The sequence below is a fragment of the Teredinibacter haidensis genome, from assembly GCF_014211975.1.
GTDB lineage: Bacteria > Pseudomonadota > Gammaproteobacteria > Pseudomonadales > Cellvibrionaceae > Teredinibacter > Teredinibacter haidensis.
The window spans coordinates 3,643,262-3,666,156 of record NZ_CP060084.1; the positions used below are offsets into that span (position 1 = coordinate 3,643,262).

Annotated in this window: 22 protein-coding genes; 2 read left to right on the forward strand and 20 right to left on the reverse strand. The window is 41.4% G+C overall.

Annotated elements, in window-relative coordinates:
- Positions 1-32: 32 nt before the first annotated feature.
- Both H5715_RS14605 and H5715_RS14610 read right to left on the reverse strand, forming a co-directional pair.
- Positions 33-1,820, reverse strand: coding sequence for a glycoside hydrolase family 2 protein (locus H5715_RS14605; protein WP_075187024.1), 1,788 nt, complete (start codon positions 1,818-1,820; stop codon positions 33-35).
- 244 nt (positions 1,821-2,064) lie between these two features.
- Positions 2,065-2,472: a tautomerase family protein gene (locus tag H5715_RS14610; protein ID WP_246434573.1), complete on the reverse strand. Its 408-nt coding sequence runs from the start codon at positions 2,470-2,472 to the stop codon at positions 2,065-2,067.
- A 510-nt stretch (positions 2,473-2,982) separates the two neighbouring features.
- Here H5715_RS14610 and H5715_RS14615 point away from each other — a divergent pair.
- On the forward strand, positions 2,983-4,383 hold the full coding sequence (locus tag H5715_RS14615; protein ID WP_075187026.1) for a DEAD/DEAH box helicase: 1,401 nt from the start codon (positions 2,983-2,985) through the stop codon (positions 4,381-4,383).
- A 172-nt stretch (positions 4,384-4,555) separates the two neighbouring features.
- Here the strand turns inward: H5715_RS14615 and H5715_RS14620 are convergent, their stop codons facing one another.
- The 3 genes from H5715_RS14620 to H5715_RS14630 form a co-directional block, all read right to left on the reverse strand.
- Positions 4,556-4,831 carry a hypothetical protein gene (locus tag H5715_RS14620; protein WP_075187027.1) on the reverse strand — a complete coding sequence of 92 codons (276 nt, stop codon included), beginning with the start codon at positions 4,829-4,831 and terminating at the stop codon, positions 4,556-4,558.
- Positions 4,832-5,397: 566 nt separating this feature from the next.
- Positions 5,398-6,564 carry a multidrug effflux MFS transporter gene (locus H5715_RS14625; protein ID WP_246434575.1) on the reverse strand — a complete coding sequence of 389 codons (1,167 nt, stop codon included), beginning with the start codon at positions 6,562-6,564 and terminating at the stop codon, positions 5,398-5,400.
- Positions 6,565-6,830: 266 nt separating this feature from the next.
- The gene (locus tag H5715_RS14630; protein WP_083608149.1) at positions 6,831-7,223 is read right to left on the reverse strand and encodes a siderophore-interacting protein; all 393 of its coding nucleotides are present in this window, start codon (positions 7,221-7,223) and stop codon (positions 6,831-6,833) included.
- A 34-nt stretch (positions 7,224-7,257) separates the two neighbouring features.
- On the opposite strand from H5715_RS14630, the gene H5715_RS14635 reads away from it, so the two are divergent.
- Complete coding sequence (locus tag H5715_RS14635) at positions 7,258-7,692, forward strand: MarR family winged helix-turn-helix transcriptional regulator (RefSeq protein WP_075187030.1); 435 nt, start codon at positions 7,258-7,260, stop codon at positions 7,690-7,692.
- 75 nt (positions 7,693-7,767) lie between these two features.
- Here the strand turns inward: H5715_RS14635 and H5715_RS14640 are convergent, their stop codons facing one another.
- The 15 genes from H5715_RS14640 to tnpA all read right to left on the reverse strand — a co-directional run bounded on the left by H5715_RS14640 (position 7,768) and on the right by tnpA (position 22,490).
- Positions 7,768-8,394, reverse strand: coding sequence for a hypothetical protein (locus H5715_RS14640; RefSeq protein ID WP_075187031.1), 627 nt, complete (start codon positions 8,392-8,394; stop codon positions 7,768-7,770).
- 194 nt (positions 8,395-8,588) lie between these two features.
- Positions 8,589-8,999, reverse strand: a complete 411-nt coding sequence (locus tag H5715_RS14645; RefSeq protein WP_075187032.1) for a hypothetical protein — start codon at positions 8,997-8,999, stop codon at positions 8,589-8,591.
- A gap of 127 nt (positions 9,000-9,126) precedes the next feature.
- Positions 9,127-9,609: a DUF2846 domain-containing protein gene (locus tag H5715_RS14650; protein ID WP_075187033.1), complete on the reverse strand. Its 483-nt coding sequence runs from the start codon at positions 9,607-9,609 to the stop codon at positions 9,127-9,129.
- 86 nt (positions 9,610-9,695) lie between these two features.
- On the reverse strand, positions 9,696-10,121 hold the full coding sequence (locus tag H5715_RS14655; protein ID WP_075187034.1) for a DUF4279 domain-containing protein: 426 nt from the start codon (positions 10,119-10,121) through the stop codon (positions 9,696-9,698).
- 985 nt (positions 10,122-11,106) lie between these two features.
- Complete coding sequence (locus H5715_RS14660) at positions 11,107-11,466, reverse strand: hypothetical protein (RefSeq protein WP_075187035.1); 360 nt, start codon at positions 11,464-11,466, stop codon at positions 11,107-11,109.
- Between the two features lie 144 nt (positions 11,467-11,610).
- Positions 11,611-11,985, reverse strand: coding sequence for a DUF4288 domain-containing protein (locus tag H5715_RS14665; protein ID WP_075187036.1), 375 nt, complete (start codon positions 11,983-11,985; stop codon positions 11,611-11,613).
- 730 nt (positions 11,986-12,715) lie between these two features.
- Complete coding sequence (locus H5715_RS14670) at positions 12,716-13,294, reverse strand: hypothetical protein (RefSeq protein WP_075186170.1); 579 nt, start codon at positions 13,292-13,294, stop codon at positions 12,716-12,718.
- A 1,904-nt stretch (positions 13,295-15,198) separates the two neighbouring features.
- Positions 15,199-15,831 (reverse strand): hypothetical protein, encoded by a 633-nt coding sequence (locus H5715_RS14675; protein WP_075186116.1) that lies wholly within the window; start codon positions 15,829-15,831, stop codon positions 15,199-15,201.
- A 1,071-nt stretch (positions 15,832-16,902) separates the two neighbouring features.
- Complete coding sequence (locus H5715_RS14680) at positions 16,903-17,211, reverse strand: hypothetical protein (RefSeq protein WP_075185004.1); 309 nt, start codon at positions 17,209-17,211, stop codon at positions 16,903-16,905.
- Positions 17,212-17,334: 123 nt separating this feature from the next.
- The gene (locus H5715_RS14685; RefSeq protein ID WP_075185005.1) at positions 17,335-18,006 is read right to left on the reverse strand and encodes a hypothetical protein; all 672 of its coding nucleotides are present in this window, start codon (positions 18,004-18,006) and stop codon (positions 17,335-17,337) included.
- Between the two features lie 120 nt (positions 18,007-18,126).
- Positions 18,127-18,366 carry a tetratricopeptide repeat protein gene (locus H5715_RS20620; protein ID WP_075185006.1) on the reverse strand — a complete coding sequence of 80 codons (240 nt, stop codon included), beginning with the start codon at positions 18,364-18,366 and terminating at the stop codon, positions 18,127-18,129.
- Between the two features lie 1,065 nt (positions 18,367-19,431).
- The gene (locus tag H5715_RS14695; protein WP_075184547.1) at positions 19,432-19,941 is read right to left on the reverse strand and encodes an RING finger protein; all 510 of its coding nucleotides are present in this window, start codon (positions 19,939-19,941) and stop codon (positions 19,432-19,434) included.
- Between the two features lie 118 nt (positions 19,942-20,059).
- Entirely contained in the window at positions 20,060-20,563 is a 504-nt protein-coding gene (locus H5715_RS14700) for a hypothetical protein (RefSeq protein WP_075184546.1), read from the reverse strand.
- A gap of 890 nt (positions 20,564-21,453) precedes the next feature.
- Positions 21,454-21,870 (reverse strand): hypothetical protein, encoded by a 417-nt coding sequence (locus tag H5715_RS14705; protein ID WP_185906544.1) that lies wholly within the window; start codon positions 21,868-21,870, stop codon positions 21,454-21,456.
- 176 nt (positions 21,871-22,046) lie between these two features.
- Positions 22,047-22,490: an IS200/IS605 family transposase gene (gene tnpA, locus H5715_RS14710; RefSeq protein ID WP_185906545.1), complete on the reverse strand. Its 444-nt coding sequence runs from the start codon at positions 22,488-22,490 to the stop codon at positions 22,047-22,049.
- Between the last annotated feature and the right edge of the window lie 405 nt (positions 22,491-22,895).

Consider the following 22,895-nt stretch of genomic DNA (forward strand, 5'->3'; position numbering starts at 1 on the left):
CTGTTCCTATACTTATTTTTAAAGTGATGGTTTTAGTTCTCGCTGAAATATTTATTCATAATATGCCAGGCCTTTTTTCTTTCACCCTTTTCAGACAACAGCCCTTTACGGTTCCAACCCTTTTGATATATGGGGTGCATTCTACCCAACGAGCGATAATCCACTAGAAGCCAAGGGGAAACTCCGACCAGATTCGGCACACTAGCAAACATCTTGACTTGATCCCTATAAATTTTCTCTTGATATTCTTCACTCCAATATGCCGCTTCATCCTTAGGCCCGAAATTACTTCCAAACAACGCTTCGCCACCAAATTCAGAGATAAAGACAGGCTTGTCATTAAAGACAAGCTTCCACTCTGTGTCTTCAGGCTTTCCTTGCCAAGGAACATACCATCCTAAATATTCATTAATGGATATAATATCAAAGTGACTATAAACAGAATCCCAAACATTGACCGTATTATTCTCATAGCCCTGATTGTTTATCACCGATGTAATTAGTCTAGTATCATCTATACGCCTAGTTTTTTTGGCTATATCGGCAAGCATCTCATTTCGTTTTGGCGTGAAATCATAGGTTTCATTTGACAAACTCCAGATAATTACGCCGGCACGATTTCTATCCCTACGAATCATCTCCCGAAGCATTACATCCATTTTGTTCTTCATGCTAGGTGATGAAAACTCAATGTGCTGATAAACAGGTAATTCCTCCCACACCATTAAGCCCATCTCTTCTGCAAGCTTTACCATATATTCGTTATGTGGATAATGAGCTAGCCGAACAATATTGCAGCCTAATTCTTTTGCCCAGGATAGCAGTAGTATCGCATCTTCTTCCGAAAATGCTTTCTCGGATTTCAAAGGATTTTCTTCGTGAATATTAATTCCCTTTAGAAAAATTGATTCACCATTAAGCAATATCTTCGTACCGCTCACTTCGATGCTTCTGAATCCAATTTTATCGGAAACAGTATCAGTTTTGCTTTTAATGATAACCTCATATAGTCGCGGGTTATCGGGTGACCATAAGTCGATTTGGCTTTTGAAGCTAACTTTAGCGATACCATCACGATTGCTTTTTGTCTTATAGTTGATATTTAAATCTGGAATTATAATGTCTATTTCTTGAGATCTCAGGGATCCATTTACTTTAACCCAACCCGTTACGTCCTCTAAGGAATGGCTCTTCAGTTGAATCAAATAGTCTTCGATAAAGGAGGCGTTTGTTTTAATAAGGTGAACATCGCGAGTGATGCCACCATAATTAAACCAATCATAACCCAATCCAGGCAGACCATCTTTTAATCGCTGATTATTTGCTTTAACAATAATTGTGTTTTTTCCGTTACGAACAACATCTGTTATCTCAAATTGAAACGGCGTAAAGCCGCCTTCATGGCTACCGATTAGATCGCCATTCAAATATACCGTAGCTTGATAATTTACAGCACCAAAATGTAAAAATAGTCTTTTGGCTTTCTCAGGTTTAGCATCAAAAACTTTTTTATACCAAACAGTTCCTTCTAGATACGTGAGCTCGGGGTATTGCGTATTAAAACTCCCGGGCACAGATAGCAAAGGCCCACCCTCAAATGAATATTCAAAAAAGTCGGTCTTTTTCTCTGGTTTTCTTTCCTCCCATACTTGGCGCCAATCGCCAATACCCGTAGGGTCTACTATAGCGTTCCACTGACCATTTAGACTTACAGCATCTCGTCCATATACATTGGTCATCGCTAATTGCGCGTGGGCATGCGATAGAAATATAACATTAATAATGAAAAACATTACGATTAACTGCTTGAAACGATTCATCTATACCTCTTTAACCATTACGTGTTCTTATGGCGCGTAGTAAACGCCGCCGCTTTAATTTCGTTCTCATTCTATCTAGTGGCTGGTGATCGCTATACCTAAGTACGATATCTGCTAATAGGCGTTATGAAGCACAAACCCTTATCGATCTCTTTTTAATCTAACGCTTCTGTAAACAACGTACAGATTTACCAACCCTGCGGAGCCCCATCTAGCTGTCGCTATAAAAACGCTTTAGTATTTTCTATACCTTTATTTTATACTTGAGATCATTAGCTTCATCGCCGGTCATACCCCGAAACCCCCACTGATGGGGAGCTTGCTCCTTGATAATAATTTCAATATCGACTGGCGCAATCGAAAGTTGACGCTCAATGTCTTTAAAAAGTGATTTAATCAGATTCTTCTGAGTTTCAACTTTACGACCAGACATCATATTTATTTCAATAACGGTGTACGCATCACTACGCCCCCCCGGATAATAGAAATCCTCCTTATCCATTGGTATAAACCGGTGTGCTCGCTTATCTTCGGGCATACCCAATACAGACTGCATAGAACTATGAATAACATCAGAAAGCTTTGACTTGATAGGATTAAGCTTTTCTTTGATTCCAAAAATCACGATCATATTCATTCCCTGATTACGCATAGTGCTTTACCAAGCGGACAGCGATGCGGCGATTGCTCGTATAATTATAAGCGAGGTACACAAGCAAGCCATGCTTTATGAACCAAATTGCGTTATCTTTTATGTGCTTTTTACCCTTGCCATTGTATGCTCACTGTACATGGATCAAATCCCATATTTGGCTCAACAGATTAATGATAATAGATTTCATACAAATCTCCCATATCAGCTTTCTTTGCTATTCGCACCCAAGCTTCCATGACATAGATAAAATTACCAGACAGCATTTCCGCCACAAGTATAGCTACAGTGTGTGCCTGGACCCCAACCTATTGCCTGCACCTCAAGAGCCGGCTATTGCGGCTTTCTGTAAAGACCATCAAGTATTTCGTCTATTCCACCCCAATGATGCACTTGAATGACGCTACATCGCTGTATTCTACGGCGATTCACTCCAACCCTGCTATAGTAGGCGTACCCCGCCGCTTATTTGGCGGTTTTTTTGTTTTCGAACTTATTTTAAGGTGTTATATGTCGTTTTCAAAGCTTGGTTTAAGTTCGTCATTGTTGCAAGCCATTGCCGACCAAGGTTATGTAACGCCTACCCCCATTCAAGAACGTGCCATCCCCGTTATTCTGGCGGGCAAAGATTTGATTGCTACCGCCCAAACAGGCACCGGTAAAACCGCCGGTTTTGTACTGCCCATCATTGATCGCATCGCAGGCCGTAAGCTGCGAGGTAAGCGTATTCGAGCGTTGGTTTTGGTACCTACCCGCGAGCTTGCCGTACAGGTTGCCGATGATGTTGAGCGCTATGCTCGCCATTCGGACATCAGCTGCTTAGCCATGTATGGCGGCAGTGATATGGCAAGCCAGAAGCAACAATTGATCGATGGCGTGGATATTGTCGTGGCAACGCCGGGCAGGTTGCTTGATATGGCGCATCAGCGCGCGCTACATTTCGATGAGCTTGAGTATGTGGTATTGGATGAAGCCGATCGTATGCTCGACATGGGTTTTATCGCTGACATCAATAAAATTATCGAGCGCTTGCCAGCAGAACGTCAAAACTTACTGTTTTCAGCAACCATGTCGGCATCGGTTAAGCAACTTATCAAAACAACGATTTTTCACGCAATCGAAATATCCTTAGCGGGCGACGACGTTAATAAGCCCGACATTTCACAGTGGCTGGTAACGGTCGATAAAGATAAAAAGTCGGCGCTGTTAAGCCACCTAATCCAATCGCATCAATGGCAGCAGGCGCTTATTTTTATTCGCACCAAACATGGTGCCGTTAAATTGGTGGAGCAGCTGGCAAAACGCGGCATAACCGCAGACTATATTCACGGCGATCGCAGCCAATCGGTTCGCAGTGAAATTCTGGCCGATTTCAAATCGGGAAAATGTGGTTTGCTAGTCGCAACAGGTGTGGCAGCTCGCGGGCTGGATATCGACGCTCTAGATCGTGTTGTCAATTACGATTTACCCAACGAAGTTGACGAATACATTCACCGTATTGGCCGCACCGGTCGTGCGGGCGCAAAAGGCGAAGCGGTTTCACTGGTATCAAAAGATGACTTTAATGCACTTTGCGCTATTGAAAGTCGTTTGGACCATATTATTGAACGCCGAGATTTAGAAGAGTTCGCACCCAGAAAAATGGTGCCCATTTCTATTTTGAATTACGTTCCAAAAAACAAGCGCCCGGATACTGAATCGACAATAGATGAGACCCGACAAAGAAAAAAAAATACGCCGTCAAAATCTAAGAACAAAAATAGCACGAGCGACGGCAACAAAGTCTCAAGTAAAAAAAATTCGTATGACGCGGAAAAAAAACCAAAAGTCTCTAATAAAGAAGCCAGTGCAGACGGATTTCCTTGGGGCAATAAAAAGGTTAAAAAGCACATTACTATCAAACCGCGCTAATTACGGTGAGATTAACTCAGTAAGTGATAGCGGTACGATAGAAGAACCAACGACCCTGACCCTTTATATTTAAAGGTTCCATATGCTGAAAATCCGGACCATACATTATGTGTGGACACATCCCGGAATATGTAGTTGTGTTACACACGAAGGATGCCCACTACCACATAGATCACCCTTTTTTTATACGTACTACTTTCATCATTTCAAAAGTCATGCCGGCTACAATTTCCTGCTCTGAGTAATAAGTCATATTCACTCTGGCACCTTTTAAACTCTGGTAATTGTCCTTACGCTTGAATCTAAAAGGTACATCACAACCCTCCACCATTACCGTATGCAAAACCCACTCTCCCTGCTCTCGTTGAATATGTGATATAACCTTCAACAATTCGGAGTGGACTAAATTTCTATTTTTTCCTACTAATTTTTTGGGATCTGATTGCATATTCAATATTGAATAATCTTTAACTTAACCAATAGTTGCTAATTGAGCGCGGAGTCTTTGGATAATATTGAAATTAGACTCTAAAAGCTATCAGTTGACGCTATATAACCCAAATTAACAGCCTTGCGGAAAGCCAATAACACCTCAAACACCCACTTTAGCAAGTCAGTATACTTTGATATTTTTTAGCGATTTACTGGGTTTTGACCAAATATCAGCAACCCAAACTTTCGGCGACACTTTTGTGGTGATTGTGTATTTCCCAGTTCTATCGAAGCAGCTTCATTATATAGCTATTCCGCTATAATCTGGTAAGAAAGTAGATGAGAGGCTCGCTATTGGTGGGCGAAACGCTGGGTCATGAAGATTACCAGAGGATTTTAGTGCCGTACTCAGCACTAAAGGAGCGTCCTTTTCATTGCATGACAACCGCTCGAATTGGTCTTGTCAGAAAATTCATCGAGTACAGTCACAGCTAAAAACAAGCAAGAAAACAGCGTTAATCAACAGAATTTTTTAGTGCGTCTACTTTTTGGTACCCAAATTGTATTGTTTATTGCGTTCCCCTAGTGACGTTTAGTCCAAATCAAAATAACACAGACTAAAGAACAAAAAGCCATTGCCATAACAATGGAACCAATAGTTTCCGGTAACAATGTCGATGCGGCTGAGATCAGCCCAGCTACTGAAAACTGCGTTGCCCCCATCAAAGCAGCCGCGGTTCCACCATTTTTACTAAAATGGTCCATGTAACAAGCTTGAATATTTGGTGAAATCGCCCCCATTACCCCTATGGTTAATACCATCGCGGCTACAAATAACCTGAGTTGTGGCTGGAATATGCTAACCAGCAATAATATTAGTGCCGCTATAAGTTGCAGAGTTAAACTCAACTTCAAAATGAGCTCAGGTGGAAAATGGTTAAGTAGCCGACGGTTAGCGATATTCATCAACATCATCAGCGCCACATTAGCGGAAAAAAGAATTGAAAAAAGTTGGGGTCCAACACCAAAATGTTGCTGATAAATAAATGAAGAGTGAGTGATAAATAACATCAACACCGAAAACGCGAGAGCGCCGACAAATAACAGACGCATTGCGGATTTATTCGACATCACTTCTTTATAGCGCTGCAACGCACTGACTTTCCCCAATTGAGGGGTCGTTTGGTAATGCTTGAAAACCAGTAGTTTTAATAAAACAATCACCAGTAATGAGTAACCACCCAGAAAGATAAATATTGTAGGCCAGCCAATAAAGCTAACTATTAATGCACCAATATTGGGCGCAAGTGCTGGTGCTAACACCATCAACAAACCAATTAAGCTAAAAAATTTGGCGGCTTCTTTTCCTGACAAGCGATCACGCACCAAGGCAGGCACTGTCACTATCGCCCATCCGCCGCCGAAGGCCTGCAGTATTCTCAGCAGCAAAAATTCAATCAAAGTGTCTGCACCTGCCAACAGAAAGCTGGCGATGGAAAATATACTCATGCCGAGCAACATGATTCGACTACGGCCGAAATGGTCGGATAGGGGACCACCGCAAAGTTGTCCAAATGCCAAAAAGAAGATGTAAATAGATATGGTTAGTGACACTTGATGAACGGAAACACGGAGGCTTTCAGCTATAACAGGAAAGGCCGGTAGGTAGGTATCCAAGGCTAGTGGGCCTAAAGCCATTGTCATGGCCAATATTGTTGCAATTTTTACATGGCTGTTATTAGGTTTCAAAATCTACTCGTGGTGTAATTAAGTAAAGTAAAATCACTATCATAGTGGGTTTCGTTTTTCATCAGAATTGAATCGGTCAGCATCCATACATTTTCCAATAAGCAGCGTCACAGGTGCTCATAACGACTGCACGTTAGTTTTCTCAGTAGCATGCTTTTTACCGCTATGAATTAACTGGTTTCTAACCCAATAAATATCTGACTGTTGTAGGCATTTCCGTGAAAAAACTCGCCACGCAGCCGCAATATCGGCGGGGCCTGCATCTTCTATTCACCAACCAACAAATAACTGTCAGCACTAAAATCAGTTAATTTGCGCGCACCAGAACCAGCTATATCTAACGCGTGCGGAGCCCGATTGGCCGCTGGCGCTTCATGGCGATTTACCACAGAATCGATAGCCAATTTTTGGCGAGTCGGCTCAAACGCGCGAAGGGCATAAGAGCGGTTCAAGGCAGTTTTAGCACTGTTGATATCTAAATTCGGTAGGGCACTTCTTGGTTCAGGCAATACGACGTTGACATGGACACCATCATGACCGGATGGAAAATCGCCTAGTTCTGAACCAGTTAATACAAAGCGCTTATTCATCAAGCCGCATAACGACTTGTGATTGGCAAATATAGTTGATAAAGTCAATAATACCCACATGGTTGACATTGTCAACCATGTGGCGGCTATTTAGGAGACATAAATGACATTACGAGAATATATTCTCAGCCTTTCGCAGTTTTACCGTGTCGAAATCAGAGCGGCGGTCAACGCTAGCGAGCTGGGTTTAAATGGTATGCATGTACGTTGTTTACATGTGATTGCCAATACCCAGGAGTGTACGGCCAATTGTATCGTAAAAAATATGGGGCGAGACAAGGCTCAAATAGCTCGATTAGTGAAAGAAATGATAGGCAAAGGTTGGCTTGAGAAGCAAGCCTGTAGCCAAGACAAGCGCAGCCAGATTTTGACCCTGTCGGAAAGTGGCAGCCAGCTGCAAGACAAAATAAACCTGCTTGAACACGAGCTAGAACGCACTATATTGGCGGGATTATCTCCGCAAGACGAAGCTGATTTTCAGCGTATCGCGCAGCGGATGCTGGCCAACTTATCTCATAAAAATGTGCACAATGACTAGCCCTTACCATTCGCGTTTTGCTGGCTACTAATTGTGGGCAACACGGAATTGAGGTTCACCTAAAAATGTAAAATGCTAATCACACCAAAAGCAGTGATTCACCAATAATTTCCATTCTTCTTTTTCTTCTTCTTGGTAGATCATTGCTCCAATCTCACCATACATTAATTTGTAAGAAACCCAAACTTCATTCCTGCCATTTTCATCAATATCAGTTATAGCGTGGATAAACACACCCGATTCCTTAGCAATATTCTCAAGCGATAGAGACAGTTGATTCTTGTTTATAAAATGACGCCCCCACTCATTTCTTGAAAAGAAACTATAGAAGCTCATATTTTTAGATTGATTATTACTTGAATTAACAGCAGCGCTATCAATACTTTTATAAAAAAATGTATCCGGTTTTTCCTCGCTAGATATTTTTCCTAGCGTTCCTACCTTATCTTCTCCTAAAACATCCTGATAATTTTCAGAGCCCGATATCTCAAGAGTATTAACGGAATCCCTTATAAACAATGGCTCGATACCTTTTGGAATGCTTGAATGCGAGCCAGCTAAAACTTTGAACTGATTATTTTCAACCGACAAGACTGGATGAAAATTACCATCGCGTACGTATCCATAGACTGGCACGGACTTTTTTTCCGTAATGCTATAGCTTGCAAATAGTATTAGGAATATTGCGAAGATATATTTCATTTGGAACCCTAACGCCCTGCAGCAGCGGCCGTAGTGGAGGTGGATTTTATATGTTAGCGTAAGCGTTAAGACATATAAAAAACACCGGAACGTAGGTCCTGCTGACTGAGTTTGTTATACATTTAATTCGTTACTGTATTAAAAACTGAGAGATCAATAATTGTGCCTTTCTCAACCGATACTTCTAATATAGTTTAATCATAGAAAGCCTGATTATTTATTGGTCTCTGATAGAGCCAAACGATCTCATTTTTCCCTTCAATCAGCTCTACTCCCAGCAAGGAAGATGCATTAGCTGCATTTAGACCAATACGTAATCCCATGGAGTTACTTGTACTTACTTTACTCGATGCGCGCCTGCAATTTAACTCCGGTGATATGGAATAGAAAGAATACCCTTCTCCGACAACATTTTCAGAAAAAACCACAAAAACGCTACCTACGTTGTAACAATATTTCTTGCTTCTATGATGCCCAGTTATCGGCTCCCCTTCATAAACCTTCGATTCTGGTAAAAGTAAAAGATTCACTGGTGGAGGGGATTTTATCTCGGCACCAACCGCCATACCCGACAAAATCAAAATTGAAAAAATAATGTGCTTCATACTTGTTTCCTTATAACGCCGAGCTCACCGGCGCATATTGCGGAGAGCGTTTTTATGTAAAATAGAGCACCGCGACATACATAAAAACGAGCGTAGCAATATGCGTCCGAGTGCAGCGATTTGGTTACTACCAGTCTCTTAATATCGATAGCTTTTTAAGCGCTTCTTCCTCGGGGACTAAGACCCAACCAACAGTGTAACCACCAAATATATTTACATAACTCATTTGTAGAGCGTTATATTTATCCTCTTGAGTCTCAACCTTTCTAGACTCAAGGTAATACACGCTCCCGCCATTGAAACTGGACGTGAACTTTCTCATTTCTACACCTAGATCAATCATGGCATCTGGACGAAATGAAAAGGAGTGTTCACCTGGACTTAGCACAACTTTGACATATCCAGGATTCCCTATACAACCACGTTCCTCCTCATTAACAGTTACAATTATACACGCAGTAGACCCAAACTCCTTTTCGGGAACGTAGAAATATACAACTGACTCTGAGGCACCTGGATCCTCGTGAATTTTGAATAATTCACCTTTAGGTGTCACTGATGCGCAACCAACAAATAAGATAATGATTGGCAAAATAAATATTCTTTTCAATTTCTACTCCTAGGTTAAATTAAATGTAACGCCGCCATAATTTGCCGCCTGAAGCGCAGCGTAAGGCGGTCAAATTGATGGCTTTGTTACACATTTTCATCTTCGTCATCAGGGCCATAAATATCCAAATCTAAAAGTATTTTTCGCTCACCCAATTTAAGCAATGATTCTGGACTTAAACTAATACCTTCCATATCTCTCTCCATGAAAATTCCGCAGAATAAATCTACTCGATACTTCTTAGTCAGAGTATTCCACACTCCTAAATCGTCAGTTAGTTTATCCGAAATTTCAGTTATTTGTAGATCTAGATCTCCTGGGATTTTCTCCGTTGCGAAAATACGCCACATTCCAGATTTTGCTACTCGAATTTTACCGGAAGGTAGCTTTACCTCCTCACCTTTTTGCTGCCCATTAGAAGGCATACACCCAAGCGATGCTGATATGTCAGCAGGTAGTAAATCATCTCCAATTATACGAAGAGTGGCTTTTGTTCTACTAATCGTTGCCATATAGCTCTACTACATAGTGTGTAACGCCGAGCTCACCGGCGCATATTGCGGAGAGCGTTTTTATGTAAAATGGAGCACCGCGACATACATAAAAACGAGCGTAGCAATATGCGTCCGAGTGCAGCGATTTGTTATGGAGCTGGGTGGCACTTATTCTCTACAGCGCTCTTTGTGGAGCTTTAGCGAAACCAATACCCCGAAAAAAACCCAACCAGTTTAAACTACAATTCTTGTAATACGTACCTTCTTGATGGAGCTTTGAAGATGCGAGTCACCCATTTTCTTTTCGCAGTGGAATCTTAAACGGTGAGCCAAGGAACGAATAGTTTTAGACTCACCTTATTCCAATGCTTTCTATTGGAACCACTTGGCTACTTTCTTGCGCCGAGTGAAACTATTTGTTCTTTCTCGACGATTGCACTTACTAAACTGCGAACTCTCAAATTAGAAAAGATTCTGGAACCACAAATAAATTATTTAAACCCGCCCTAACGTTTTGCTAAACGGCGCAGCTTGCTGCGTCCAGTGGAGGCCGTCTTTTTGGCCGGAACGATGTTTAAGTAATTTGTTATAAGCGGAACCGTACCGAACTTTCTAGTGAGGACCACAATACCTTACTCGAATACCATACTTCAATATTTGGACTTAGCCCACGCGAAGATGGTTGGAACGGAATCAAACAGCCAACAACAAACTGATTGACTAAGCCAAACTATATTGTTGTTCTTTAACGATTTAGTTTGGCTGGTATAACTCGCACCTAGAACGAACACTCTTAACCTCAAACTGTGGCGGCCTACAGGCGGCCCTTTAGGTTAAAAGTGATTACACAAAGCTCTCAGAAAGCTCGTTGCTCAATTGAAACACGTAAAAACTTTACAACTAACTACGAGCGCTTATAACGTCGCCATTTGCGGCCGTAGTGTAGGCGCGAAGCGCCGAAAGAAGGTCCAGAGAGCGAAGCGAACGAGGCAAGATGGCCTTGTTAAGCATTTGTAACCAACCCTGCAAAACCGATAAGACCCAATAGAATGCGTACGACTCTGAATGATACTGAAAAAATAATGGCGGCTATAAACCAACTTACCGACATTGCCACGCCAAATAAAGCTATTGCAATTGAGCCCACAATGAAAAGCACTAAAGATGCAACTTGATATACACGAGCTGGATACATACTAACTACATTATTGTTTTTCGTAGTCGTTAGAATTAATGACGCAACGACCATAGGCATCCACAACCCAATAGTATGCCAACCCCCGAACAATAAAGCCAAGCTCAAGATCAATAGCATTCCTGCTAGGAATTTTGGCCGAACCTTTTTTTCATTGGATACATTCATATTGAAGCTTAACGCCCGCTTCAGTTGCGCCGAATGCGGAGCGGTTTTTGTGTTATTGTTTGAGCGCAGCGAGTAACGCAAAAACGGCGTAGCATTTGGCGTCAGTCTGCAAGCGTTTGTCAGGCTCTTGATAACTCGGCAATTTTATTGTTTAAACTCGCCTTTTGGTGTAACCAAATTTCTGATGTTTTTCAGCTTTTTGGGATTATATTCAGACCACATAATCTCGGCCCCATCTTCCAATTCTTCATATATGGGCAACAAATTAGTAACACCCTCTAGAACCCATTGTACTGGAACTCCATCAGGGCCTCCTTTATATGGATTTGTGCCTAACTGTGCTTCTTTAACCACTTTATCATATGCTTCATCCAGATCTGAAGCGCGAACGATTATAGTATTTTCCCATGATAGAAACCTCTTTTCGAGATCATCGTTATCTTCTTCATTGAGTTCAATAAATCGAATTAGGTATGATCCGACATACCAACCAACTGGAGATACATTTTGATTCTTCATGATTGCCTAACGCCTGTAGCACCTGCACGAATTGTGGAGTGCCGTTTGTGTATAATTGAGCGTAGCGAAAACACAAAAAGGCGCGCAGCAATTTGTGTCAGGTGACTACACTTGTTAGGGCTTACGTGCACTGACAAAGGAATGCTCCAAATCTAATTCGCTACACGCTGAACGCTGAACGCTGAACGCTTACCAGGTACTGCGCCACAACTCTTACAATAAAGACTCTCATCTTTCCAAAGTTCAAATGTGTGGCAATTATCAATTTGCAGCCCGCCACTACAACTCGTTTTCCTACCCGGTACGGCACCACATGCAGTACAGTAAACAGGAAACTCTAAAGGAACAAAATCATGCCCAACAATCGAAAAACACTCTGTTGATTCTTTTGGAGACACTCCACAATTTTTGCAGTAGACATCCCCCAATCTCTACTCGAGGGTCTTCCTCAAAGGAACTCTCAGTTTTATGGCTGGAAAGCTGAGCCCCTACTAAAGTTATCAAACTTGCGATACATGTAATTATCGGTTCATAACCATTCTCTGCAAAAAACCATACACCAGAAAGAACAACACCAATCAACGCTAGAATTCTAATCATTACTCGTTCTCTAAGGTTGCCCTAACGCTTTTGTCAGCCACGTTTTGGTTGTAGTGGATTTTTGGGCAAAGATGGCCGAAGGCCATGCACAAAAAGGAGCGAAGACCAAAACGTCGGCTGCACAAACCTGTTAGGCATTGCCCCTCCTACCACCGAAATCATCAATACACAACATAAAAGTGTTGATTATCTTCTCGATGTGGTCCAGCGTAAATACTGGTATCGACTTAAACGAAACATACTCAGAATTTTTTAGTCTGTTATATAAATTCAAATGCTTATTTGAACCTGAAAACACCGGCCCGTAGTGTACTAGATGATTTCTTAGGTCATACAGTACGTAAGTATCTTTCCAGTGCTTCTGATTTATATCTATCGAAAACCCCAGAACTTTATTTGCGTATGATACAGACCGTTTTATTCCGCGATCTTTTAAGTCACCTGGAGATAAACTGGCCTCTTGTTTCTCTTTCGCCATATGAGCCAATTCATCAAGATTTTGCTCCAATGTTGAACACAGCGAGATAAATGCAGATCTATAAAGGCTTTGACACGTCGCGTTTAAATTTCCGATCTTGTCTTTATCTTCTGCTTTATCTATTTCGCATTGAAAGTGCTGATCGACTACTTTTAGCCCTTCATAAAGATAAGCTAAATCTATAAAGGATAAAAACCGGGGTACCGAATATACTTCTTTTTCTTCATTCATTGAGCATTACCCCGATATGCCTAACGCCCCAAGCAGAGGCTTACTTTGCGTTTTGGAGCGAAGCGACGGCAAAGTAAGTCCTACTGACTTGGTTTGTTACTTGTACCAAACACCTACTCGCTTTGAACTACGCTGTTACGCCAATTGCTTTATTTGTTTAAAAAGCCTGAAGCTTTGGTTAGACCCAACTATAACCGTGGGATAGCCAAAACAGAAGGCATAAAATTGACCCAAAACAACAAGTGATTATGGCAACCAACAGAAAGGAACGAACGGGAGGAATAAGCCGCAATTTCCCTTTGCTAGGTAAAGCTTGGTTGCGATTTTTTGCAACGAAGCTTTACCGGATTACCAAATCTGCCTTTTACGAAGCACGTTGTAAGCGACCAAAGGTGGCTTACCTAAACTTGATGGAGGGAGACGAATTTAGGAACACCCTACTGAAACTTAAATACACACCAAACTTTTTTGAATAGACAAGTAACGCCGCTATAAACGGCAGACAAAACGCAGTTTTGGCTGTCCAGTGGAGGCATGCAGTGCCGGAACGAGTTTAATAGCCTTGTTATAACGGATAAACATTCGGTAAAACCACCATGCAAAATAAACACAACCCAGTAGAAACAGCCAGGTATGAAATCCCTTTAATCATTTTTTTCTTAATTATTACAACCCAACTAAACAAGAAGGAAGTAATAGCCAAAGAATAAACAACAATAAGTATTGGCCCGTAGACATACCAGAGAAAATACTGAGGATTTATTGTTTCTTCCGATGGCGGAAAAAAGCTAATGCCGAATAAAGCAATTATAAAAATCAACGCTAAAACTAAAATCTGTTGTGTGGATTTAGCCCAGCTATCGGGTAGAAGCCTCAAAACGTATCCTCGAATTAGTTATAACGCCCACATTTGCGGTGACTGAAGCGTAGCGTAAGGAGTCCGGCCGCTTTAGCGGCGAACAACATGTGCTTGTTAAGGTGTTTTTGCAGCATAAATTACTCCCCAAATTAAGAGCGCCTGCAATAAAAAGAACACGAGATGCCCAATAATACTTGGCCGCTTATCTAGGATGTTGATATTCACATTTGCATAGATTTGATAAAGCGCCGTAGTAGGTATACCAGATAGAACAGCCATTAGGATCCATACAAATAGATTGTCGACCCAAATCATCGCTCCGAACCACATCAAGAATGAGGGGAGCGTAGTGATGCACTTTACACTTAGCGGAATATCTCTCCATGAATCTTTGGATTGTTCCAACTGACTGAAAACTTTATCTACCATTATTACCTTAACGTTTTGCTAAACGGCGCAGCTTGCTGCGTCCAGTGGAGGCCGTCTTTTTGGCCGGAACGATGTTTAAGTAATTTGTTATAAGCGGAACCGTACCGAACTTTCTAGTGAGGACCACAATACCTTACTCAAAGACCCTTCTTCAATATTTTGACTTAGCCGACGCAAAGATGGTTGAAACGAAGTCAAACAACCACCAACAAATTGTTTACTAAGCCAAGCTATATTGTTGCTCTTTAACAATTTAGTTTGGCTGGTATAACTTGCACCGAGAACGAACACTCTTAACCTCAAACTATGGCGGCCGACAGGCGGCCTTTTAGCCTAAAAGTGGTTCCACGAAACCCTCAGGGGCCTCACCGCTCAATTGAAAAACGTAAAAAACCTTACAACCAACTACGACCGATTATAACGCTGAGTTAACCGGACCGACCTGTTTGTATTTTTTGTGATACCCTGCGCGCAGCGTAGGCACAAAAAATTCGAACGGGGAGGTTCCAGCCAGCGGGGTTTATGCTGGCGAGGTTGAACGTTTTGTTGGGCATGCCGGAGTAAAATAGTCAATATAATAGGAATCTATACTACGGAAGTATAGATTCCTATTATTCTATAATGAACTCCCGATGGCCTTTAATAATATTTCAAAGCCCCCAACTTCACCACCACTAATATGCGTTTTTTCGTCTACTGAATTAGTAGTGGTGATATCGGGAACTAGAGGAAATGCCTTTTTAAGAGCCGGCAAGTCTCGCTTATATTGATTCTCATAAAATACATTTGCACCTGTCACGACGAGCCCCGCAGACTTAGTTTGATCAAAGTGAAAGCCCCCCAAATAAATAGCCTTTCCTGCTTCAACCAACACCTCTACAGCAAAGCTTTCCTTCTTACTAACACTAAATGAGCTACTAATACTCCAACCATTGAAAACGTATTTTCCAGGCTCTAACTCTAAGGCAAAAACACTACCTTTGGCTCCGAAACCAGATACACTAGTTTTTGAATCAGGTATTGAAAACATAGAGCCGCTACCTGCCCCAACTGATCCAGACTGAGTTGAGTCTATTTTACTATAAAGTATAGAATACCTTGAGAGCATACCACTGTATGTAACCGAACCCATTAAGACACCCTTTGGACTACTCCCCTCTAGCCTATAATCACTTTTAATGTTATTGCTACTACACCCAGCCATTATGGCAATAGCAAAATAACATATGATAACTTTAAATAATTTCATTTCACTTCCTTAAAATTTAATACAGAATTAAGCATCTTCCCAGCAGTATATATCCACAAGCAGAATAAGTAATAGAAAAGGTCTCAACACCTGACTTTCACAGCCCAACGTTTTGCTAAACGGCGCAGCTTGCTGCGTCCAGTGGAGGCCGTCTTTTCGGCCGGAACGATGTTTAAGTAATTTGTTATAAGCGGAACCGTACCGAACTTTCTAGTGAGGACCACAATGCCTTACTCAAAGAGCCTTCTTCAATATTTTGACTTAGCCGACGCAAAGATGGTTGAAACGAAGTCAAACAACCACCAACAAATTATTTACAAAGACAATCTATATTGTTGTTCTTTAACAATTTAGTTTGGCTGGCATTACCCGCACCGAGAACGAACACTCTTAACCTCAAACTTTTGGCGGCCGACAGGCGGCCCTTTAGCTAAAAAGTGATTACACAAAACTCTCAGAAAACTCAGTGCTCAATTGAAACACGTAAAAACCTTACAACCAACTACGAGCGCTTATAACGTTGTTATAAACTGCACTTTTTACGTAATGTAATGTTGTGCGATTATGCCGCAGGCATGCACAACATGGAATGCAGTAAAAAGTGTCAGGTTTGATGACTTTGTTATAGCAAAGCAGCGTTCATACCTACAAATTTTCCCCATTCTTCTAACAGAGCCTTTGCCGACAATAACGAACAGGCCGCCGCACGCCATTCCCCTCTAAACACTACCACTACTGACAAAAGCCGAGCAACAGCACAACATCCAAACTGGCAAAGACCCGTAGTTAAATACCACCAACGATAAAGAAACTACGTTAGCGATGTAGAATCTCGCAATTTACGATCCAACTGCTTGGCCAAGCCCCTACGAAGTAAGGTAAGGGATACTTGAGACTCACCTAAAAATGTAAAATGCTAAAGACCGCTATAACGCTGAGTGCAGTGGCAGTTTGTGGAGTGGCGTTTTGTGCAAGCGTAGCGGCATGCACAAAAAGAGCCACGGAACAAACTGTCCGACTGGCACGACTTGTTAAATGTGTGTACGATAGTGGCTGATTGAATATTTATAGCTATGCAATTGACACCAGCTCCATTTCCTCTCTTCCCCAACATAGTCTTTTATTTTCTAACTCGCCAATTAGAGTGATAGGATAAACGGTCATTTCTCTTCCTTCAATCTCTATCCGGCTTGCCTCACCATCTAAGACCATTTCATCAGACATGTTTTCTGGAATCATAGTGAGTACCCATTTACCCGGTGGATTTTCTTCAATATCACCCTTTACAACACTAAGAACATACTTTTCATCTTTACATAGAGATATAGCTTCATCCATGTAACTCAAAATATTTTTATCAATAACAAGACTTGATTTCATGTGACATTTAACGCCAAGCTCTTTTGCATTTTGGTTGAAGTGTAGTGTTGTGTGAAAATGGCCGTAGGCCATGCACAACACGAAACGTAGACCAAAATGTCAAAAGGAGCGCCTTGTTAGCATTTAAGCTAACCCTCTTTCAAACAGGTCTGTCACCCGTTTGGGGTGATAATGTTGAACTATAGATGAACCATCCAAAGATCGTTGAAGCTCTATCGTAAAATCAATATTTAGTGCTATTTCATCGTAGTGAATGTAGTTGTTAACCTGACAAACTAACTGTTTTAGGTCGTATTCGCTAATATGATTAATACCCAGAAGCAACTCAAAAACTGTTGGAGTACCTATTTCTTTTAGATATCTTGACCCACCCACTTTGAACTTGTGAAATATTCTGTTTGCTATAGCACAAATATATTCACTACCATAAATTGCATAATGTCCAGCATGGTTTAGAAGATCTGTATCGTCCAAAACCACAAATAGCCGGCCATTATGAAATTCACCTATTTCTTTGCGCGCTAAATCTAAGTGTTCTTTAGTGATATCTATATCGAAGTTTGTTTTCATATTACGGGAAAACTCTTTCTCAAGTTCTCGATAATTAGATACCTTTAATCCATTTTTATAATAGAGGTTCAGATCTGTTGGTCGTGCAGCATGGTATACACGTATATAATCGTAATTATTGTAAAACTGCCACATTAAATCTTCGTCAATATTTAGATCAAGTGCCTCATTCTTTCCAAGAAATTTGGGCCAAGTGAGGGGGTCTTTCCAGCTAAATATATCCATATGTGTTTCTGATGCTAACGCCTTAAGCACCTGCACGAATTGTGGGGTGCCTTTTGGTGTATTGTGAGCGACGCGAACACCAAAAGGCGCGCCGCAATTCGTGTCAGGTGACTTTATTTGTTAGTGCTTTGCTGCAATTTTTTCCAAAAATGGAGATATAAATTTTTTATCCCATGTTGGGTCCAGCTCTCTGGCTTTCAGAAAGTATTCTTTTGCGCTATGAAAGTTGTTCTGTTCATATAATGCTCGCCCAATATTGTAGTTAGCTATAGCGGAATTTGGGCGTTTTGCTAACTCTGCTTCACAATACTTGACCAGTTCATCGTACTCACCATCTTCTAGTAGCTGGCTGCAAACCACCCCGAATTTTCGCCCCTCGTTTGATCCTGAAAACGCACACCCATGAATTTAGATGCGACTACAGCTATCATAGGTATCCCTGTCGAGAACAATATACCTATGAGCAAGTATTTAATTGTTACTAATTCATTCAATATTTCTTGCTGCATTGCTCCCCCTGAGTACTAACGTTGTTATAAACTGCACTTTTTACGTAATGTAATGTTGTGCGATTATGCCGCAGGCATGCACAACATGGAATGCAGTAAAAAGTGTCAGGTTTGATGACTTTGTTATAGCAAGGCAGCGTTCATACCTACAAACCGTCCCCATTTCTCTAACAAAGCTATCGCCGACAATAACGACCAGACCGCCGCACGCCATTTCCCTCTAAACACTACCACTACTGACAAAAGCCGAGCAACAGCACAATATCCAAACGGGAAAAGACTCGTAGTTAAATACCACCAACGATAAAGAAACTACGTTAGCGATGCCGAATCTCGCGATTTACGATCCAACTGCTTGAGCAAGCCCCTACGAAGTAAGGTAAGGGATACTCGAGACTCATCTAAAAATATAAAATGCTAAAGACCGCTATAACGTTTTGCTAAACGGCGCAGCTTGCTGCGTCCAGTGGAGGCCGTCTTTTTGGCCGGAACGATGTTTAAGTAATTTGTTATAAGCGGAACCGTACCGAACTTTCTAGTGAGGACCACAATACCTTACTCGAATACCATACTTCAATATTTGGACTTAGCCCACGCGAAGATGGTTGGAACGGAGTCAAACAGCCAACAACAAACTGATTGACTAAGCCAAACTATATTGTTGTTCTTTAACAATTTAGTTTGGCTGGTATAACTCGCACCGAGAACGAACACTCTTAACCTCAAACTATGGCGGCCGACAGGCGGCCTTTTAGCCTAAAAGAGGTTCCACAAAACTCTCAGAAAGCTCGTTACTCAATTGAAACACGTAAAAACATTACAACCAACCACGAGCGCTTATAACGCCGCACATAAGCGGAATTTTGGCTGGAATGGAGCTTTGGGGTAAAGTGGCGCAGCCACCCCAAAGTGGAAATCAAGCCAAAATGTCCCGCTTTGTGGCTTTGACAACTTTCACCTTGAACTTTGACGGTAATTCCTCAATTGAACTTTTACTATTTTCTAGTTTGAACTTCAACTTCGTATTTGCTGGAACGATTAAGCCATAGTGTTTTTCGTCAAATGCTTCGACTAACTTTCCTTTTTCATCATATGCCTCGATATTGAAATGAAAATCTTCGTACGCCTCTGCATTTGAATTATATATTTCACCAAGAAATTGTATTTTTTGAGCACACTTGCCCATTGCTTGCTGAATATTGTTTTCAGTTATATCGAATCCACTTGGCATATATACATCTTGGCGATCTGCGAAATAGCTACTACCCCAGAATACAACAGAAAAGAAAATTACGAATAGTGGAATATTTATCAACGGTGAATTTAATATCCGATTTATTCCAAGTTGTGGCGTTCGGCAATATGGGCACTTACTAGCCTCTTTTTCAATTTCTTTAATACAGTCCTTGCAGTATTTGGTATTCATTATCTATTCCTAAATCTAACGCAGAGCTAACCGGCAGCTTTGGAGAAGCGAAGCGCCGGAAAAGCTGTCCAGTGGAAGCCGCGTGTTTTTGCGGCTGGAACGGTGGTTGAGCGTATTGTTAAGTTTGAAAGCTGACATACAAGACACGCTTAGTAAGTTTGTGATACATAATAACCACTGCCCCTTCAACATGCTTCCGATTAGATTCAACAGACCATATTTTTGCTGCTATATTTTGTGACTCTGGATTCGACTCGCCTTCGAAACATTTATCAATTTTCCCCGAACTTGCAGCTAGCTCCCTAGCCTGGCTAAAGATATGGTTATCTTCTTGCCCATACACCCATTTACCTTCTTCAGGTCTCTGGAATTCAAACTTCTCAAGTTGAAGACAATAATAATCCAGATGATCGCCATTGAAAATTGGTGGAGACTGATCGCTGTAAATTAACTTGTAATCTTGCTCGGTTACGATATTACCGTGGTTAAGTACGAACACAGAATCTCTTTTACCCGGTTTTCCTAGAGGACTAAATGAGTAAATCAGAGCCAATACTACACAACACACTACTAAAAGTGATATTCCTGACGCGATGAAATATATGGCTTTTAATATCTTCATGATTATTTCGATATTCCCAGAAACTTAACGCCCAGTTCAGTTGCGTTTTGGTTGTAGTGTATTTTTGTGCGAAAATTTGCGAAGCAAATGCACAAAAATGAGCGCAGAACAAAACGTCAACTGGAAATGTTTGTTATGCATAAATTTCAAATTTCTCTACCTGTTACACCAATTCCCATTTAGAACCGATTTGATATATTTCGATTGCTAGGTTGGATTATTACTTATTGGCCAAAATATTGAGCTCCAGCATTAAACCCTTGGTAAATACCCCAGCAAAACACTATAAATAATAGACCGGCTGTAGCGAATACTACTTTTCGGTTTTCGAAGCACAATTTATGTTTTCCAAAATTTACTTCCATTGGTTTACTCATAGATATTCTCCTTTTCTAGAATTTAATAAAACCTACGGATTCTGCATAACGTTTTGCTAAACGGCGCAGCGTGCTGCGTCCAGTGGAGGCCGTCTTTTGGCCGGAACGATGTTTAAGCAATTTGTTATAAACGGAACCGCACCGAACTGTCTAGTGAGAACCACAATACCTTACTCGAATGCCATACTTCAATATTTGGACTTAGCCCACGCAAAGATGGTTGAAACGAAGTCAAACAACCACCAACAACTTATTGACTAAGCCAAACTATATTGTTGTTCTTTAACAATTTAGCTTGGCTGGTATAACTCGCACCGGGAACGAACGCTCTTAACATCAAACTATGGCGGCCGACAGGCTGCCTTTTAGCCTAAAAGTGGTTCCACGAAACCCTCAGGCGCCTCTGCGCTCAATTGAAACACGTAAACATTTTTCAACCAAATACGAGCGCTTATAACGCCAACAGCAAGCGCGCCGCTTTTTGGCGTCGCCTTGCCTGTTTTTGTTAGAGCTTTATTGTTGCGCAACATAAGCAACCTTCAATATCCATATTCCAAGTAAAACCCCAACACCCATTGCCACCGGGGAGAGAAGTACTGGGGTCAACCCTCCCGAACGAAAGTACGCAGCTATCAAACCACAAATGCCACTCACCACCAAAACTACCGCCGCAAACTGAAAGAAGTGCTCTGGGTGTGAGAAGTCCAGCGGGTTTGATTCCCAGCTTGAAAGCTGGATTTCCAACTTCTTCCTAAGGATAATTTTTAATATAAGCAATCCAGCAACAACTATGCATGGGAAAAACAACAGCCCGACAATGACCGGGTCCCACCCAATCTCATCCCCAACCTCGGAGTACGATGTATCAAACATCGCTCCAACCGAGGCGACGATAATCAAGATGATTTTAATAGCTGGCCAAATTTTCATGTGTAGCTCTAACGCCCCAAGCAGAGGCTTACTTTGCGTTTTGGAGCGAAGCGACAGCAAAGTAAGTCCTTCTGGCTTGGTTTGTTACTTGTACCAAACACCTACTCGCTTTGAACTACACTGCTACGCCAATTGCTTTATTTGTATAAAAAACTCGGCCGCAAGCGACCGAGTTTTTAGAAGAGCCCCAGCTGCTTACTGTTTTCTTCACCTTTATTCATAGCTTCAAGTTGATTCTTAATATACTCGCGAATGACTTTTTCACTCGCATTTCCGATCGTTTCGACAAAGTAGCTTTGAGTCCACAATTTGCCACCCCAGAAATATTTATGCCTTATTTGTGGGTGTATTCGAAAAAACTCTCTTGCCGATAAGCTTTTGATTTTCTGCATAATACTTGATGGTGAATCTTTAGGCTCAGCTCTTACAACCATATGTATATGATCTACTGGAATCTCAAGCTCCACAATTTCTATATCGTAGTCATATCCGATCTTCTGGATAATGGCTTTCAAATCTGCTCGAAATGGTTCTTCAAAAACTTTATGCCTATATTTTGGTATCCATACAAAGTGATACATTATTCTATACACATGATGAGTATTTCGACGTAACTCCATAAGTTGGCTACCCCACAATGGCTAAAGCCATTGTACGCTATCCAGCTCGGGGGCAAGCCCCCGAGATTTACGCTATGCGGTTAAAAAGCCTGAAGCTTTGGTTAGACCCAACTATAACCGTGGGATAGCCAAAACAGAAGGCATAAAATTGACCCAAAACAACAAGTGATTATGGCAACCAACAGAAAGGAACGAACGGGAGGAATAAGCCGCAATTTCCCTTTGCTAGGTAAAGCTTGGTTGCGCTTTTTTGCAACGAAGCTTTACCTGATTACCAAATCTGCCTTTTACGAAGCACGTTGTAAGCGACCAAAGGTGGCTTACCTAAACTTGATGGAGGGTAACGAATTTAGGAACACCCTACTGAAACTTAACTACACACCAAACTTTTTAGATTAGACAAGT

Excerpts from the sequence above, each read along its gene's own strand:
- H5715_RS14655 (WP_075187034.1), bottom strand. The coding sequence starts at position 10,121 with ATGGCAACGATTAGTAGAACAAAAGCCACTCTTCGTATAATTGGAGAT.
- H5715_RS14695 (WP_075184547.1), bottom strand. The coding sequence starts at position 19,941 with ATGAATACCAAATACTGCAAGGACTGTATTAAAGAAATTGAAAAAGAG.
- H5715_RS14675 (WP_075186116.1), bottom strand. The coding sequence starts at position 15,831 with ATGAAATTATTTAAAGTTATCATATGTTATTTTGCTATTGCCATAATG.
- H5715_RS14680 (WP_075185004.1), bottom strand. The coding sequence starts at position 17,211 with ATGAAATCAAGTCTTGTTATTGATAAAAATATTTTGAGTTACATGGAT.
- H5715_RS14660 (WP_075187035.1), bottom strand. The coding sequence starts at position 11,466 with ATGAATGTATCCAATGAAAAAAAGGTTCGGCCAAAATTCCTAGCAGGA.
- H5715_RS14670 (WP_075186170.1), bottom strand. The coding sequence starts at position 13,294 with ATGAATGAAGAAAAAGAAGTATATTCGGTACCCCGGTTTTTATCCTTT.
- H5715_RS14615 (WP_075187026.1), top strand. The coding sequence starts at position 2,983 with ATGTCGTTTTCAAAGCTTGGTTTAAGTTCGTCATTGTTGCAAGCCATT.
- H5715_RS14700 (WP_075184546.1), bottom strand. The coding sequence starts at position 20,563 with ATGAAGATATTAAAAGCCATATATTTCATCGCGTCAGGAATATCACTT.
- H5715_RS14610 (WP_246434573.1), bottom strand. The coding sequence starts at position 2,472 with ATGCGTAATCAGGGAATGAATATGATCGTGATTTTTGGAATCAAAGAA.
- H5715_RS14705 (WP_185906544.1), bottom strand. The coding sequence starts at position 21,870 with ATGAAAATTTGGCCAGCTATTAAAATCATCTTGATTATCGTCGCCTCG.
- H5715_RS14640 (WP_075187031.1), bottom strand. The coding sequence starts at position 8,394 with ATGAAATATATCTTCGCAATATTCCTAATACTATTTGCAAGCTATAGC.
- H5715_RS14630 (WP_083608149.1), bottom strand. The coding sequence starts at position 7,223 with ATGTCAACCATGTGGGTATTATTGACTTTATCAACTATATTTGCCAAT.
- H5715_RS14685 (WP_075185005.1), bottom strand. The coding sequence starts at position 18,006 with ATGGATATATTTAGCTGGAAAGACCCCCTCACTTGGCCCAAATTTCTT.
- H5715_RS14620 (WP_075187027.1), bottom strand. The coding sequence starts at position 4,831 with ATGCAATCAGATCCCAAAAAATTAGTAGGAAAAAATAGAAATTTAGTC.
- H5715_RS14665 (WP_075187036.1), bottom strand. The coding sequence starts at position 11,985 with ATGAAGAATCAAAATGTATCTCCAGTTGGTTGGTATGTCGGATCATAC.
- H5715_RS14605 (WP_075187024.1), bottom strand. The coding sequence starts at position 1,820 with ATGAATCGTTTCAAGCAGTTAATCGTAATGTTTTTCATTATTAATGTT.
- tnpA (WP_185906545.1), bottom strand. The coding sequence starts at position 22,490 with ATGGAGTTACGTCGAAATACTCATCATGTGTATAGAATAATGTATCAC.
- H5715_RS14635 (WP_075187030.1), top strand. The coding sequence starts at position 7,258 with ATGACATTACGAGAATATATTCTCAGCCTTTCGCAGTTTTACCGTGTC.
- H5715_RS14645 (WP_075187032.1), bottom strand. The coding sequence starts at position 8,999 with ATGAAGCACATTATTTTTTCAATTTTGATTTTGTCGGGTATGGCGGTT.